The 12,481-nt window shown below is 68.6% G+C and carries 13 protein-coding genes and 1 tRNA gene; 4 read left to right on the forward strand and 10 right to left on the reverse strand.

What is annotated here, in order from left to right; genetic code table 11:
• Positions 1–477: 477 nt before the first annotated feature.
• The 3 genes from MKK54_RS02720 to MKK54_RS02730 form a co-directional block, all read right to left on the reverse strand.
• Positions 478–3,660 (reverse strand): multidrug efflux RND transporter permease subunit, encoded by a 3,183-nt coding sequence (locus MKK54_RS02720; protein ID WP_244008973.1) that lies wholly within the window; start codon positions 3,658–3,660, stop codon positions 478–480.
• Positions 3,661–3,663: 3 nt separating this feature from the next.
• Complete coding sequence (locus MKK54_RS02725) at positions 3,664–4,938, reverse strand: efflux RND transporter periplasmic adaptor subunit (protein ID WP_244008975.1); 1,275 nt, start codon at positions 4,936–4,938, stop codon at positions 3,664–3,666.
• Positions 4,939–5,305: 367 nt separating this feature from the next.
• Positions 5,306–5,767 (reverse strand): hypothetical protein, encoded by a 462-nt coding sequence (locus MKK54_RS02730; RefSeq protein ID WP_244008976.1) that lies wholly within the window; start codon positions 5,765–5,767, stop codon positions 5,306–5,308.
• Between the two features lie 249 nt (positions 5,768–6,016).
• On the opposite strand from MKK54_RS02730, the gene MKK54_RS02735 reads away from it, so the two are divergent.
• Together MKK54_RS02735 and MKK54_RS02740 are read left to right on the forward strand one after the other, a co-directional pair.
• On the forward strand, positions 6,017–6,589 hold the full coding sequence (locus MKK54_RS02735; RefSeq protein ID WP_244008978.1) for a L,D-transpeptidase: 573 nt from the start codon (positions 6,017–6,019) through the stop codon (positions 6,587–6,589).
• Between the two features lie 121 nt (positions 6,590–6,710).
• Positions 6,711–7,514: a TSUP family transporter gene (locus MKK54_RS02740; RefSeq protein WP_244008979.1), complete on the forward strand. Its 804-nt coding sequence runs from the start codon at positions 6,711–6,713 to the stop codon at positions 7,512–7,514.
• A 40-nt stretch (positions 7,515–7,554) separates the two neighbouring features.
• Here the strand turns inward: MKK54_RS02740 and MKK54_RS02745 are convergent, their stop codons facing one another.
• On the reverse strand, positions 7,555–8,601 hold the full coding sequence (locus MKK54_RS02745) for a MaoC family dehydratase (RefSeq protein ID WP_244008980.1): 1,047 nt from the start codon (positions 8,599–8,601) through the stop codon (positions 7,555–7,557).
• A gap of 97 nt (positions 8,602–8,698) precedes the next feature.
• Complete coding sequence (locus tag MKK54_RS02750; RefSeq protein ID WP_055952911.1) at positions 8,699–9,001, reverse strand: YggT family protein; 303 nt, start codon at positions 8,999–9,001, stop codon at positions 8,699–8,701.
• Positions 9,002–9,123: 122 nt separating this feature from the next.
• Between MKK54_RS02750 and MKK54_RS02755 the strand changes: the two genes are divergently transcribed.
• Positions 9,124–9,199, forward strand: a tRNA-Ala gene (locus MKK54_RS02755).
• Between the two features lie 94 nt (positions 9,200–9,293).
• On the opposite strand, the gene MKK54_RS02760 is transcribed toward MKK54_RS02755, so the two are convergent.
• Both MKK54_RS02760 and MKK54_RS02765 read right to left on the reverse strand, forming a co-directional pair.
• Complete coding sequence (locus MKK54_RS02760) at positions 9,294–9,644, reverse strand: DUF3140 domain-containing protein (protein WP_244008981.1); 351 nt, start codon at positions 9,642–9,644, stop codon at positions 9,294–9,296.
• 346 nt (positions 9,645–9,990) lie between these two features.
• Positions 9,991–10,404: a hypothetical protein gene (locus MKK54_RS02765; protein ID WP_244008982.1), complete on the reverse strand. Its 414-nt coding sequence runs from the start codon at positions 10,402–10,404 to the stop codon at positions 9,991–9,993.
• A 267-nt stretch (positions 10,405–10,671) separates the two neighbouring features.
• Between MKK54_RS02765 and MKK54_RS02770 the strand changes: the two genes are divergently transcribed.
• Positions 10,672–11,166 carry a phosphohydrolase gene (locus tag MKK54_RS02770; RefSeq protein WP_244008983.1) on the forward strand — a complete coding sequence of 165 codons (495 nt, stop codon included), beginning with the start codon at positions 10,672–10,674 and terminating at the stop codon, positions 11,164–11,166.
• Positions 11,167–11,249: 83 nt separating this feature from the next.
• Here the strand turns inward: MKK54_RS02770 and MKK54_RS02775 are convergent, their stop codons facing one another.
• From MKK54_RS02775 to MKK54_RS02785, 3 genes are all read right to left on the reverse strand, one after another.
• Positions 11,250–11,549, reverse strand: coding sequence for a hypothetical protein (locus MKK54_RS02775; protein WP_244008984.1), 300 nt, complete (start codon positions 11,547–11,549; stop codon positions 11,250–11,252).
• Positions 11,550–11,823: 274 nt separating this feature from the next.
• Positions 11,824–12,000: a hypothetical protein gene (locus MKK54_RS02780; RefSeq protein WP_244008985.1), complete on the reverse strand. Its 177-nt coding sequence runs from the start codon at positions 11,998–12,000 to the stop codon at positions 11,824–11,826.
• Positions 12,001–12,161: 161 nt separating this feature from the next.
• A partial coding sequence (locus MKK54_RS02785; RefSeq protein WP_279597136.1) for a CoA-transferase occupies positions 12,162–12,481 on the reverse strand: 320 nt, incomplete at its 5' end.

Below are 12,481 nucleotides of genomic sequence, written 5' to 3' on the forward strand. Positions count from 1 at the left end.
ACCGCTTGACCGAGATCCAAGACCGCATCGAGCAACGCTGCCGCGACCTCGAAGCCCAACCAGACATCCTGCGCGCCAACACACTCTTCCATTGGTGGCCACAGCCTGCCAGACCGAACTAATCAACCGGAAACGGTATCATACGGCCTCCGGTAGATTACGTCGGACAGCTGACGAGACGGAGCGCGGGTCCCCTCTCCTGGAAGGAGAGGGACAGGGTGAGGTGCGTGACCTCTCCGGAGATGGACTACACCTCACCCCAACCCTCTCCTTCCAGGAGAGGGGGCCCGTCGCGATCCAGTGATCCGAAGTGATCAGCCGGAACCAGTATGATCCGCGCCGGCATCGTCCGTCGGGAACGAGAAAGGGCGCGCGGTTCTCGAACCGCGCGCCGATTTTCATGCCCTCGTCCGGTGCGGGCGGCGTCCCCTTCCGCCATGGAAGAAGGGGACGCCGCTCCGTCTGGACCTCGGATCCTCACTCCGCCGGGGCGTGATGCCCCGCGTGTCCGGCGCCCGGTTCCGCGTCGGAGGCGAGGCCTTCATCGGAGGGGATGCCTTCGGCGGCCTCCTTGCGGCGGAAGATCCGCATGACGACCACGAAGAACACCGGCACGAACAGCACCGCCAGCACCGTCGCCGAGATCATGCCGCCGAGCACGCCGGTGCCGATGGCCTGCTGGCTCTTCGAGGCGGCGCCCGACGCGATGGCCAGCGGCACCACGCCGAAGATGAAGGCCAGCGAGGTCATCACGATCGGGCGGAAGCGCAGCGTCGCCGCCTCGATCGTCGCGTCGACCAGGGATTTCCCGGGCTTCCACAGGTCCTTGGCGAATTCCACGATCAGGATCGCGTTCTTGGCCGAGAGACCGATGATCGTGATGATGCCGATCTTGAAATAGACGTCGTTGGGCAACCCGCGCAGATACACGGCGGCCACCGAGCCGATGACGCCCAGCGGAATCACGAGCAGCACCGAGAACGGGATCGACCAGCTCTCGTAGAGCGCGGCCAGACACAGGAACACGATCAGGATCGAGAGGCCGAGCAGCAGCGAGGCCTGCGAACCCGCCTGCTTCTCCTGCAGCGACTGGCCGGTCCAGGCATAGCCGAAGCCCTTGGGCAGCTGCCCCATCAGGCGCTCCATCTCGTTGAGCGCATCGCCCGAGGTGTAACCCGCCGCCGGCTCGCCGGTGAGTCGGACCGACTGGTAGCCGTTGAATCCGACGATCTGCGACGGGCCGACCCCCCATTTCAGTTCGGCGAAGGACGACATCGGCACCATGGTGCCGGTGGCGTTCTTCACGGCGTAGTTCAGCAGGTCCGGCGCCTGCATGCGCTGCAACTGCTCGGCCTGGACGTAGACGCGCTGCATCTTGCCCTGGTTCGGGAAGTCGTTGGTGTAGACCGAGCCGAGATTGACCTGGATCGTGCTGTTGATGTCCTCGAACTTGACGCCGAGGGCCGCCGCCTTCTCACGGTCGATGATGAGTTCCGCCTGCGGTGTCGGGGGCAGGCCCTCGACCTTCATCTTCTGGAGGATGGGGCTTTTCTTGGCGAGGGTCAGCAACTGCGTCTCGGCGGCGGTGAGCGCCGAGTAGCCGCGCTGCGCCCGGTCCTGGAGGCGGAACGAGAAGCCGGCCGCGTTGCCGAGATTGTCCACCGGCGGCGGTTCCTGCGCGTCGATGACGGCGTCCCGGTATCCGGCCAGGGCCGCGTTGGTGCCGGCGACCAGCGCGCTGGCGGAATTGGCGGCGTCGCGCTCGTCCCACGGCTTCAGGGTCACGAAGGCCTGGCTGAGATTCGGGCCCTGGCCCGAGAACGAGAAGCCGTTGAGCATCGTCACCGTGGCGACGCCGGGCTGGGCCAGCAGGTACTGCTCGACCTCGCGCACGGCATTCTGCGTGCGGTTGAACGAGGCGCCCGGCGGGGTCTGGATGTCGACGGTGAAGAAGCCCTGGTCCTCGATGGGCAAGAAGCCCTCGGGCAGGCGCAGGAAGGCGAAGCCCACGCCCGCCAGCAGGGCGAGGTAGACCATCATGACCTTGCCCGAGCGCTTGATCAGCCCGGCGACGCCGCGCCCGTAGCGCGCGGTCTCGCGGTCGACGATTCTGTTGAACCAGCCGAAGAAGCCGCCCTTGGCGTGGCCGTGTCCCTTCGCGATGGGCTTCAGCAGGGTCGCGCAGAGGGCGGGGGTCAGCGACAGGGCGAGCAGGGCCGAGAAGCCGATGGAGGTGACCATCGCGATGGAGAACTGCCGGTAGATGATGCCCACCGAGCCGGGGAAGAACGCCATCGGGATGAACACCGCGATCAGCACCAGCGTGATGCCGATGATCGCGCCGGTGATCTGGCTCATGGCCTTGGCGGTGGCCTCCTTCGGGGGCAGGCCCTCCTCGTTCATGATGCGCTCGACGTTCTCGACGACCACGATGGCGTCGTCGACGAGGATGCCGATGGCCAGCACCATGCCGAACATGGTGAGCACGTTGATGGAGAAGCCGGCGAGCAGCATCACCGTCACGGTCCCCATCAGGGCGATCGGCACGACGATGGTCGGGATCAGCGTATAGCGGATGTTCTGGAGGAACAGGAACATCACGACGAACACGAGCACCACCGCCTCGACCAGGGTGTGCAGCACCTTTTCGATCGAGGCCTTCACGGCCGGGGTGATGTCGTAGGGAATGTCCCACTTCAGGCCCGGCGGAAAGAACTGCGCGAGTTCCTCCATCTTGGCCCGGATGGCGTTGGCGGTCTCGAGGGCGTTGCCGTCGGGGGCCAGCGTCACCGAGATGCCCGCCGCCTCGCCGCCGTTCAGCCGCGTCGAGAACTGGTAGGCGTCGCCCCCGAGTTCGATCCGGGACACGTCGCGCAGGCGCACGTTCGAACCGTCGGAATTGGCTCGCAGCACGATGGCGCCGAAATCCTCGACGGTGTTGAGCTGGCCCTTCACCACGATCGGCGCGAAGACCGGGTGGCTGCTCGGGCTCGGCTGCGCGCCGACCGCGCCGGAGGCGATCTGGATGTTCTGGTTGCGGATCGCGTCGGTCACGTCCTCGGGCGACAGGGCGAGGCCACGCAGCTTGTCGGGATCGACCCAGACGCGCAGCGAGCGCTCCGTCGAGTAGAGCGTGGCGCGGCCGACGCCGGGCACGCGCCGGATCTCGTTGATGACGTTGCGGATGAGGAAGTCGCCGAGCCCGATCTCGTCCATCTTCCCGTCGGTGGAGACCAGGGTGATGATGTTGAGGGTCGCGGCCGAGGCCTCCTCCACCAGGATGCCCTGCTGGCGGACTTCGGCCGGAAGCCGCGCCTCCACGCGCTTGAGGCGGTTCTGCACCTCGACGGAGGCGAGCGCCGGATCGGTGCCGGGCAGGAAGGTCGCGGTGATGTTGATCGAGCCGAACGAATCGGTGGTCGATTCGAAGCTCATGATGTTGGCGGCCCCGTTCAGCTCGTCCTCGATGAGCCGGGTGGTGCCGGTGTAGAGGCTCTCCACCGAGGCGCCGGGGAAGGCGGTCGACAGGGCGATCGAGGGCGGTGCGATCACCGGGTACTGCGCCACCGGCAGTATGGGCAGCGCGAGCACGCCGCCGAGGATGATGAAGAGGGCGACGACCCAGGCGAAGACCGGCCGGTCGATGAAGAAGCGGGCCATCGTTCAGCGCACCTGCGAGACGGGCTTGGGGGACGCCGCGCCGGGCGCGACCGGCGTCTCGCCGGCCTCCGGCTCGGGGGTCTCGGTGTCGCGCGGTTTCGGTTCGTTGCCGGAGACGACGACCTTCTGCTCGACCGTCTTCACCTGCTGGCCGGCGGCGATCTTCTGAACGCCCTCGACGACCACGTGGTCGCCCGCCTTCAGGCCGGACCGGATGATCCACTGGTTGTCGACCACGGGGCCGACCTCCACCGGCTGGAGCATCACCGTGCTGTCGTCGCGCACGACCCAGACCTCGGCCTTGCCGTCGCTGGTCCGCTGGATCGCCTGCTGCGGCACGGCGAGAGCGTCGGAATCGATGCCCTGCTTGATGCGGGCCCGGACATACATGCCGGGGAAGAGCTCGTCGTGCGGGTTCGGGAACAGCACGCGCAGCGTGACCTGACCCGTGCTCGGATCGGCGGTGACGTCGGAGAACAGGAGCTTGCCGGCCGAACCGTAGAGCGCGCCGTCATCCATGATGAGGTGGACGTTGGCGGTGTCGGCCGAGAGCCGGGAGAGTTCGCCGCTGGCGAGATCCCGGCGGAGCTTGTTCAATTCGCCCACCGACTGGGTGATGTCCACGTAGATCGGATCGAGCTGCTGGATGGTGGCGAGGTTGGACGTTCCGCCCTGGTCCACCAGCGTGCCCTCGGTCAGGAGCGCGCGGCCGATGCGGCCCGAGATCGGTGCGCGCACGTCGGTGTAGCCGAGGTTGAGCTTGGCCCGGTCGCGCGTCGCCTTGGCGCCCGCGACCTCGGCCTGCGCCTGCTTCAGGCCCGCATAGGCGGCATCGTACTGCGCCTGGCTGGCGGTCTGGCGCGAGAGCAGTTGCTCCAGGCGGTCGGCCTGCTGACCGGCGAGGACCTGCGCGGCCTCCGTCCGGGCGAGCGCCGCCTCGGCGCTCTGCAACTCCACCTCGAAGGGCGCCGGGTCGATCTTGTAGAGGACGTCGCCCTCCTTGACCAAGCTGCCCTGCTCGAAGGTGCGCTTGATCACGAGGCCCGAGACGCGCGAGCGCACCTCGGCGATGCGCAGGGGCGCGACGCGGCCCGGCAGGTCACGGACGTAGGGGATCGGCTGCTCGCGCACGGTCACGATGCTGACCTCGGGCGGCGGCCCGGGCACCGGGGCGGCGGCCTGTTGCTTCTGGTTGCAGGCCGACACGGCGACCAGCACGAAGCCGGCGGCGAGAGCGGTCGGCCGAGCCCGGAACAGGCGGGTGGTGAGAGACGTCACGATGTCTTCGCTCCTGCGAAATTCGGTTCGATGGCGCTCGCGGCGCGAGCCGGAATCGCCGTGTTCAAGATCCAGGATTTCGGATCCAGGACTTCGGATCCGAGACCCGGTCTCCGCGATCGGACCGGGTCCGTGGCAAGCAAGAGACCATGCCGGCATGCGGCTCACGCGGGGGGGCGGCGCGTGCCGGGGTCTGCGGAGGATCGACGGCGCGGGTCGGGAGGTGCCCCCGCTTCGGCCCGGCATGGAATCGTGGGCGGACACGTCCATGCTGACGGGTGATCTGGGCAATCCGAGGACACCGGCCGTGGCCACCGAAGCCTTTTCGGCGCGAAGGACGCGCGTGACCCGAACCGGAGCGTGCCGATCAGCCGATGGCTGCGAGCCTTGGGGGACGGTCGAGGCGCGCGGCCGCCATCGTCCTGAGCGCGCCGACCGCGGGCGGCGAGGCCGGCCGATGGCTGCGCAGGGCCGTCAGGACGGTGATGCGCAGCGGAGCGACGTCCTCGTAGACGTCGTCCACGTCGGCGGTCGTGGACGAGACGCGGGTGGCGGCCTCGGAGATCGGCGGGCGCGCGGACTGCGCCAGGACAGGGCGGATTTCGAAGCCCCTCGGGACGTCGCCCGCGACGTGGAGAAGGGGTATCAGGGCGCAGACCAGGAACAGCAGCGTCAGGATGCCGGACAGCGCGGAGCCGCAGGCCGGCTCGACGAAGGTCCGGTCGCTCCGACGCGTCGCGTGGATCGGCCGAGCGGCGCCGATGCCTTCACGGACCTCGGCCGTCGTTGCCTCTGCCGTCGTCGCCTTGGGATTTGCCGAGCTTCTCACGGTCCGGACTCTGGGGGTTGCGCGCACGCATCGCAAGTTCCTGCGGCATTGTGTCTGGTCTACCGAGCGAGCGATGGAAGCCTCCCAAAGGGCGGGCGTTGCCGTGATCACACAGGGGGCCCGCCTTCGTAATCGGCTCGGTTGACCACCCTGCCCCATCCCGCCAAGGCTCGTTCCCCCGACCATGAGCCGGATGGCGTCTGGGGCTTCGCGGCCCCTCCGCGCCAGTCCCGGCTGGAGGAGACGATCATGCAGACGCGCCGCGTTCTCGCCGCATCCGCCCTCGCGGCGGCCCTCACTTTCGTGAGCGGACCGACCTTCGCCGGTAACCTGTTCGACAGCGGACCGGTCGCCGACTTCATGAACATCTTCAAGGAACAGGCGATCCCGCGCCAGACCGTGGCCTGGAAGGGCGCGGAGAAGCCCGGCACCATCGTGGTCTCCACGAGCCAGCGCCGGCTCTACTACGTGCTCGGCGGCGGCGAGGCCGTGCGCTACGGCGTCGGCGTCGGCCGCCAGGGCTTCTCCTGGTCCGGCGAGAAGCGCGTGACCATGAAGAAGGAGTGGCCGGATTGGCGCCCGCCGGCCCAGATGCTCGCCCGCCGGCCCGACCTGCCGCGCTTCATGGCCGGTGGCCAGGACAACCCGCTGGGCGCCCGCGCGCTCTACCTCGGCTCCTCGCTCTACCGCATCCACGGTTCGAACGAGCCCGAGACCATGGGGGCCGCCGTCTCGTCCGGCTGCATCCGCATGACCAACAAGGACATCGTCGACCTCTACGATCGCGCCAAGGTCGGCACGCGGGTCGTCGTCCGCAACTGATCCGAGGCCCGGTCATCGCGCGCCTCGCGCGTGAGCCGGCCCTGCCGCGCCCCGGGTATGGGGGCTCGGCCCATCGATCCCGCCTCCAGTCGGCCTCACTGGACTTGTGAGTGAGGACGGGATGATCTTCGGGGTGGATATCGGCCTGATCGCGGGTCTGTTCGCGGTCGCGCTGGCGGCCGGCTGCGTCGACGCGATCGCGGGCGGCGGCGGCCTGCTGACCCTGCCGGCGCTGCTGCTCTCCGGGCTCGATCCCGTCGCCGCCATCGCGACGAACAAGCTCCAGGGCAGCGCCGGGGCGGTCTCCTCCACCCTCGCCTTCGCGCGCCGCCGCCTGATCCACTGGCCGGATGCCTGGAAGATCGCGGTGAGTGCCGGCCTCGCCTCCGTGGCGGGGGCGCTCTGCGTGAGCCTGCTGCCGCGTCCGGTGCTCGACGCGGCCGTGCCGATCCTGCTCGTCGGCATCGCGATCTACTTCGCCACCGCCAAGCGCATGAGCAACGAGGACGCGACCGCGCGCGTGACGCCGAACCTGTTCGCCCTGACCTGGGCGCCGGCGGTGGGCTTCTACGACGGCGTGTTCGGGCCCGGGGCCGGCGCCTTCTACATGATCGGCTTCGTCACCCTGCTCGGGCTCGGCGTCGTCAAGGGCACGGCCCACACCAAGCTCGCCAACGCGGCGAGCAACCTCGGCAGCCTCGCGCTGTTCGCGGTCGGCGGCCACGTGGTCTGGACGATCGGCCTGACGATGGCGGTCGGCGCCTTCCTGGGCGCGCAGATCGGCTCGCGCCTGGCGATCCGGCTCGGAGCGCGCCTGATCCGCCCGCTCCTCGTCACCATCGCGTGCCTGATGGCCCTGCGCCTCCTGTCCGACCCCGCCAACCCGTTGCGGCGGGCCTTCGCCGGCCTGTTCGCGGGCGGCTGAGGCGACCGCCGGGCCTGAAGCCCGGCGGCATCCGCGCGCTTCAGCGCGGCATGAAGGCCCAATAGTCGAGATCGAGGATCACCGACGGATCGTAAGCATCCCCGACCTTGTCGGGATGGGCGCCGCAGGGCTGGTTCTTCGTCGCCACCGTGCGCAGGCGCAGTGCGCCGATATCCGTGCGGCCGGGAAGTTCGGCCGTTTCGAGCACCTCGCTCCAGGCATAGACCGTGTCGCCGGCAAACAGCGGCGCCACATGGCGGCCCGCATTGATGCCCGCGAGCGCGAAGGCGTTGGCGAGGCCGTTGAAGCTGAGCGCCCGGGCCAGCGAGATGACGTGGCCGCCATAGATCAGGCGGCGCCCGAAGCGGGTGTCCTTGGTCGCGAAGGCGTCGAAATGCACCTTGGCGGTGTTCTGGAACAGGCGCGTGGCGATCTGGTGCTCGGCCTCCTCGACGGTCATGCCGTCGACGTGGTCGATCCGCTCGCCGACCACGTAATCCGCGAACCGGTGCGGCGAGCCCGCGAGCGCGAGGTCGTAGGCGCCCGCATCCAGGGGCGGCAGGGCGGCGGCGAGATCGGCCGGGTCCACCACCTTGGCGAAGGTGGGCACGTGCTCCTGCGCGACCGTCGCCTCGGGATCGCGCTTCTTCACGAGAACCCAGCGGCAATAGCTCAGCACGGTCTCACCGTCGGCATCCGAGCCGGTGGAGCGCACGTAGACCACGCCGGTCTGCCGGTTCGAGCTCTCCTTGAGGCCGATCACCTCCGACACGGTGGAGAGGGTCTCGCCGGCATAGACCGGGCGCCGGAACCCGCCCTCGGCGTAGCCGAGATTGGCCAGCGCGTTCAGCGAGATGTCGGGCACGGTCTTGCCGAAGACCACGTGGAAGGTGAGCAGATCGTCCAGCGGGCTCCGCGGATAGCCGATGGCCCGCGCGAAGGCGTCCGAGGATTGCACCGCGAAGCGGGGGCCGTAGAGCGCCGTGTAGAGCGCGACGTCGCCCTCGGTCACCGTGCGGGGCGTGGCATGACGGATGGTCTCGCCGAGGCGGTAATCCTCGAAGAAGCGGCCGGGATTGGTCTTCATGGTTAGGGCGTCCCTGGAGCGGCGCGGTGGCTCACGTTTCTTGTTCTGGGCGGTCCGAGCGGCGACGGACGCCCGCTCGGCCGGCGGGGCGTCGCGTTCAGCGCGTGTAGACGTAGGTCTGGGCCGGCACGAATTCGTGCAGGAGCCGGCTCGCGAAGAGCAGCAGCAGCACGAGCACGATCGGCGACAGGTCGACGCCGCCGAGGTTCGGCAGGATGTTGCGGATCGGGCGCAGGACCGGTTCGGTCAGTCGGTAGAGCACCTCGCCGATCTGCGAGACGATCGGATTGCGCACGTTGACGACGTTGAACGCCACAAGCCAGCTCAGGACCGCGCTGGCGATGAGGACGTAGATGTAGAGCTGCACGACGGTGTCGAAGAGCCAGATGAAGGCGTTCATGCGCGGAAACGATGTCCTCGTGGCCCCGCCCTCGCGGCGCGCATCGCGCGCACGCAAAGCCGCAGGATTTCTGGAATTGACAGGTCGGCGTGAGCAAGCCTAAAAGGCCGCCACCCCGGAACGGGGCTGTAGCTCAGATGGGAGAGCGCCGCAATCGCACTGCGGAGGTCAGCGGTTCGATCCCGCTCAGCTCCACCAGGTTTCCCCAGGCGAGGGAAAACCGGTGGTTTCTAGGTCCAGCACGTGACCTGCGATCGGTCGATCCCCGGAGCCTCAGAACGGCCCGGAAGGTTCAATCCTTGAGCGGGTCGTGGCCCCAGTTCATCAGGGACAGGCGCCAGGGAGAGTCCTTCACGCTGTCCTCGTCCTTCGGGCCGCCCTGCTTCAGGTGGCGGTGGACGTATCCGACCACCTTGGCCATGTGCGCGTAATCGTCGTCGGTCAGGTCGGCCTTCTTGGTGCGCAGGATCTCGACGATGCGCCGGCCCTCGCGGTGGCCCGTGGCCTCTCCGCCATCCGTCTTCTGCCCCACGGACCGACTGTCGTCGGTCTCGAGGAAGGCCTCCAGCTTGGCGGGCGTCATGTTCACGGCGTCGTGGAACGCCGTGTAGGTCTCGGCGTGGTCGTCGGATCGCGCGGCCATGGCTTCCTCTCCCGAAATGTTCGGGCGTGAAACCGATGCAAATTCCGGGGAGTTCCGCGCCCGCGACCGGGTGTCCGTGTCCGATCCGGCGGATCAGGCGATCAGCCAGGCCACCGCCATCACGCCGATGAAGAAGACCGCATAGGTCGCCAGAACGGCGGCGATCTCACGGTGCTGGATGACGATGTTTTCTGATGCGGTCAGCATGGCGGTTCGGCCGGGCGTGGGACGGATCTGCTTATCTCACGCCGCGGTCTGGAATTCGATGATCCTCACGACGGTGTCGGCGAGGAAATTGCCGATGTCTCCCGGGCGCCACAGCATCCGGGCGTGCCGCCGAGGAGGTTCAGGCCGGCAGGTCGTCGCGCTGTTCGAACAGGAAGCCGTCCACCGCCGGAATGCTGACCGCGAGGCCCGCGCTCGCGCCGTAGCTCGCCTTCGAGAGCCGCCAGGGACAGTCGGTGCGCGCCCGGATGGCCTCCGATGGCCGCAGGCGGCGGGGCGTGGCGTCGGCGCCGATCTCCTCCACCAGGAGGAAGCCGTAGACCTGAAGCCGGGAGGCGATGAGCTTCGTCTCGCGGTCACCCGCCGCCACCGTCAGGCTGCCCGTGGCGTAGACCGCATCCATCAGGGCCCGCTGCTCGCTGCGCCGTGCGGCGATGCCGCCGCGCGCGGGCGACGGGTTCGCGGCCGCGTGCTGGGGACGGGCCGCGCGCCTGAAGGGAACAACGTTGTCCATTGTCGCCGGAACGCTACCCATACGCCACTATCCTCGCGATACGCCCGAAGATCGGGGACACCCCCGACACCCCCCTGATTTCGACCGTTCCGCTTAACGCCCGGCTAATGCTATCCGCGCGTGCCGTCCCGAATTCACCCCGCCATCGGGGCCTGTCGCGGGCCGGACCCTGCGGTTAGTCTCGCGGGTGACGGTCTCGCTCAGCCCGCGCGGCACCTGAGCGACGTCCACATCCGGCATCCCGAAGGGATCGACCGGATTTAGGATGACGGGCGAGAGGACGCACCCATGGCATCGATCTTCGAAGCCCATAGCTTTGCGATGACCGCCCATGCGGGACAGATCGACAAGGGCGGCCAGCCTTATATCCGGCACCTGGAGCGGGTGGCGAACGCCTCCGTCGCGCGGGCCGGTCACGCCAAGTCCGTGGACCGCCTGGGCGTCGAGCCGATGCAGGTGATGCAGGCCGCGATCCTGCACGACGTCATCGAGGACACGCCGGCCACGCCGATGGTGCTGCGGGCCGAGGGCTTCTCCGAGGCCGTGATCGCGATGGTCCTGCTGCTGACCAAGCCCGAGGAGCCGGTGCCATACGACGAGCGGATGTCCCGGCTGATCGCGAAGGGAAATCTCGGGGCGATCCTGATCAAGATGTCTGACACGGAGGACAATTTGAGTCCCGAGCGGACTCTGGCGGACGGCGCCGACCTGAGGGCGCGCTACGCGCCGGCCTTCGCGCGCCTCAAGGCGGCCGCTGCGGCTCTGGGCTATACCGGCGCCTGACGATCGGGCCGTTCCACGAAAAAGCCCCGCGTGCCGTGAGGCGCGCGGGGCCGACAGGGGCTCGGAAGAATGAGCCCGAGCGATCAGTTCTTGCCGCTGGGGGCGGCGCCGCTGCCGGTCTCGCCGTTGCCGCCGGTGCTGCCGCCGGGCGCGCCGACCGTCGCCGTGCTGGGGCCGCCCGAAGTGCCGGCCGGCGCCATGGTCGAGCCCGTGGTCGCGGGGGCACCGGAACGCTCCATCGACTTCTCGCTGTTGCTCTTGACGCTGCCCGGATTGTTCATGTTGCCCGTGGCCGAGCCGCCGCCCGCGGCGGTCTGTGCGAAGGCCGTACCGGTGAGGGCGAGGGCGAGCGATCCAGCAATGGCAAAGGTCTTGATCGACATGATGCGTTGTCTCCCGTTGTTCGGATACTGGTGACCCAACGCAGCGGGATTATCATTCGTTCAATCGACGCGTTCGATTTGAGACGGCCTCGCGTCATCTGCGGCGTGTCGGCGGGAGCGGCATCGCTCCACGCCCTTCGACTTTCGCCGAACAAGCCGGGCCAGCCGGACAGCTTGCGCTCGCGTGGTCTTCGGGCTCTCGCCGCGTGCCTTCTTCGCGTGCCATTCCCGCACGTGACGGGCCCGAACGCGTGGCGTCGGGCCCGGTCATCCTTCAGTCGTCGGTCTCGGCGCGGTCGACGTTCTGCTCGACCTCGTCGAAGGTATAGCCTTCGAGCCAGTCGGCGCTGTTCTGCGAGCCGGCCGGATAGGGATTGGCGGAATCCGGCTGGCCCGCCTGCTTGGCGGCCCTGCCCTCTTCCATCACGGATTTCGAGACCACCATCGCCATGTCGCGTCGCTCCTCTGTTGCACGTCGCGAAAGAGGTTAGGGCGCCGGCGCCGTCCGGGGACCTGCGCGCACCGAAAAAAGCCCGCTAAAAAAAATCGCCCAAAAAACCCGCCACGGCGGACCGGGCGGGTTTGTCGGACGACCGGGGCCGTGCGGCCGGGTCAGCCCAGGCGGGTGGTGAACCGGCCCGTGGTCTTGGCGCGGACCTCGTCCTCGGTGACGCCGTGGGCGAGTTCGACGAGGGTCATGCCGCCGTCGCCCTTCTTGTCGATGGTGAAGACGCCCAGATCCGTGATGACCATGTCGACCACGTGCGTGCCCGTGAGCGGCAGGTCGCATGCGGCCAGCAGTTTCGGGCTCTCCGAACCGTCCTTGCCCTTGGCGGTGTGCTCCATCACCACCACCACCTTCTTGACGCCGGCCACGAGGTCCATGGCGCCGCCCATGCCCTTCACCATCTTGCCCGGGATCATCCAGTTGG

It is taken from the genome of Methylobacterium sp. J-068 (assembly GCF_022829445.1).
Classification (GTDB): domain Bacteria; phylum Pseudomonadota; class Alphaproteobacteria; order Rhizobiales; family Beijerinckiaceae; genus Methylobacterium.

Coding starts and splice junctions, on each gene's coding strand:
- MKK54_RS02780 (WP_244008985.1), bottom strand. CDS start 12,000: ATGGCGATGGTGGTCTCGAAATCCGTGATGGAAGAGGGCAGGGCCGCC.
- MKK54_RS02745 (WP_244008980.1), bottom strand. CDS start 8,601: ATGAAGACCAATCCCGGCCGCTTCTTCGAGGATTACCGCCTCGGCGAG.
- MKK54_RS02775 (WP_244008984.1), bottom strand. CDS start 11,549: ATGTCGATCAAGACCTTTGCCATTGCTGGATCGCTCGCCCTCGCCCTC.
- MKK54_RS02720 (WP_244008973.1), bottom strand. CDS start 3,660: ATGGCCCGCTTCTTCATCGACCGGCCGGTCTTCGCCTGGGTCGTCGCC.
- MKK54_RS02760 (WP_244008981.1), bottom strand. CDS start 9,644: ATGGCCGCGCGATCCGACGACCACGCCGAGACCTACACGGCGTTCCAC.
- MKK54_RS02765 (WP_244008982.1), bottom strand. CDS start 10,404: ATGGGTAGCGTTCCGGCGACAATGGACAACGTTGTTCCCTTCAGGCGC.
- MKK54_RS02750 (WP_055952911.1), bottom strand. CDS start 9,001: ATGAACGCCTTCATCTGGCTCTTCGACACCGTCGTGCAGCTCTACATC.
- MKK54_RS02770 (WP_244008983.1), top strand. CDS start 10,672: ATGGCATCGATCTTCGAAGCCCATAGCTTTGCGATGACCGCCCATGCG.
- MKK54_RS02740 (WP_244008979.1), top strand. CDS start 6,711: ATGATCTTCGGGGTGGATATCGGCCTGATCGCGGGTCTGTTCGCGGTC.
- MKK54_RS02735 (WP_244008978.1), top strand. CDS start 6,017: ATGCAGACGCGCCGCGTTCTCGCCGCATCCGCCCTCGCGGCGGCCCTC.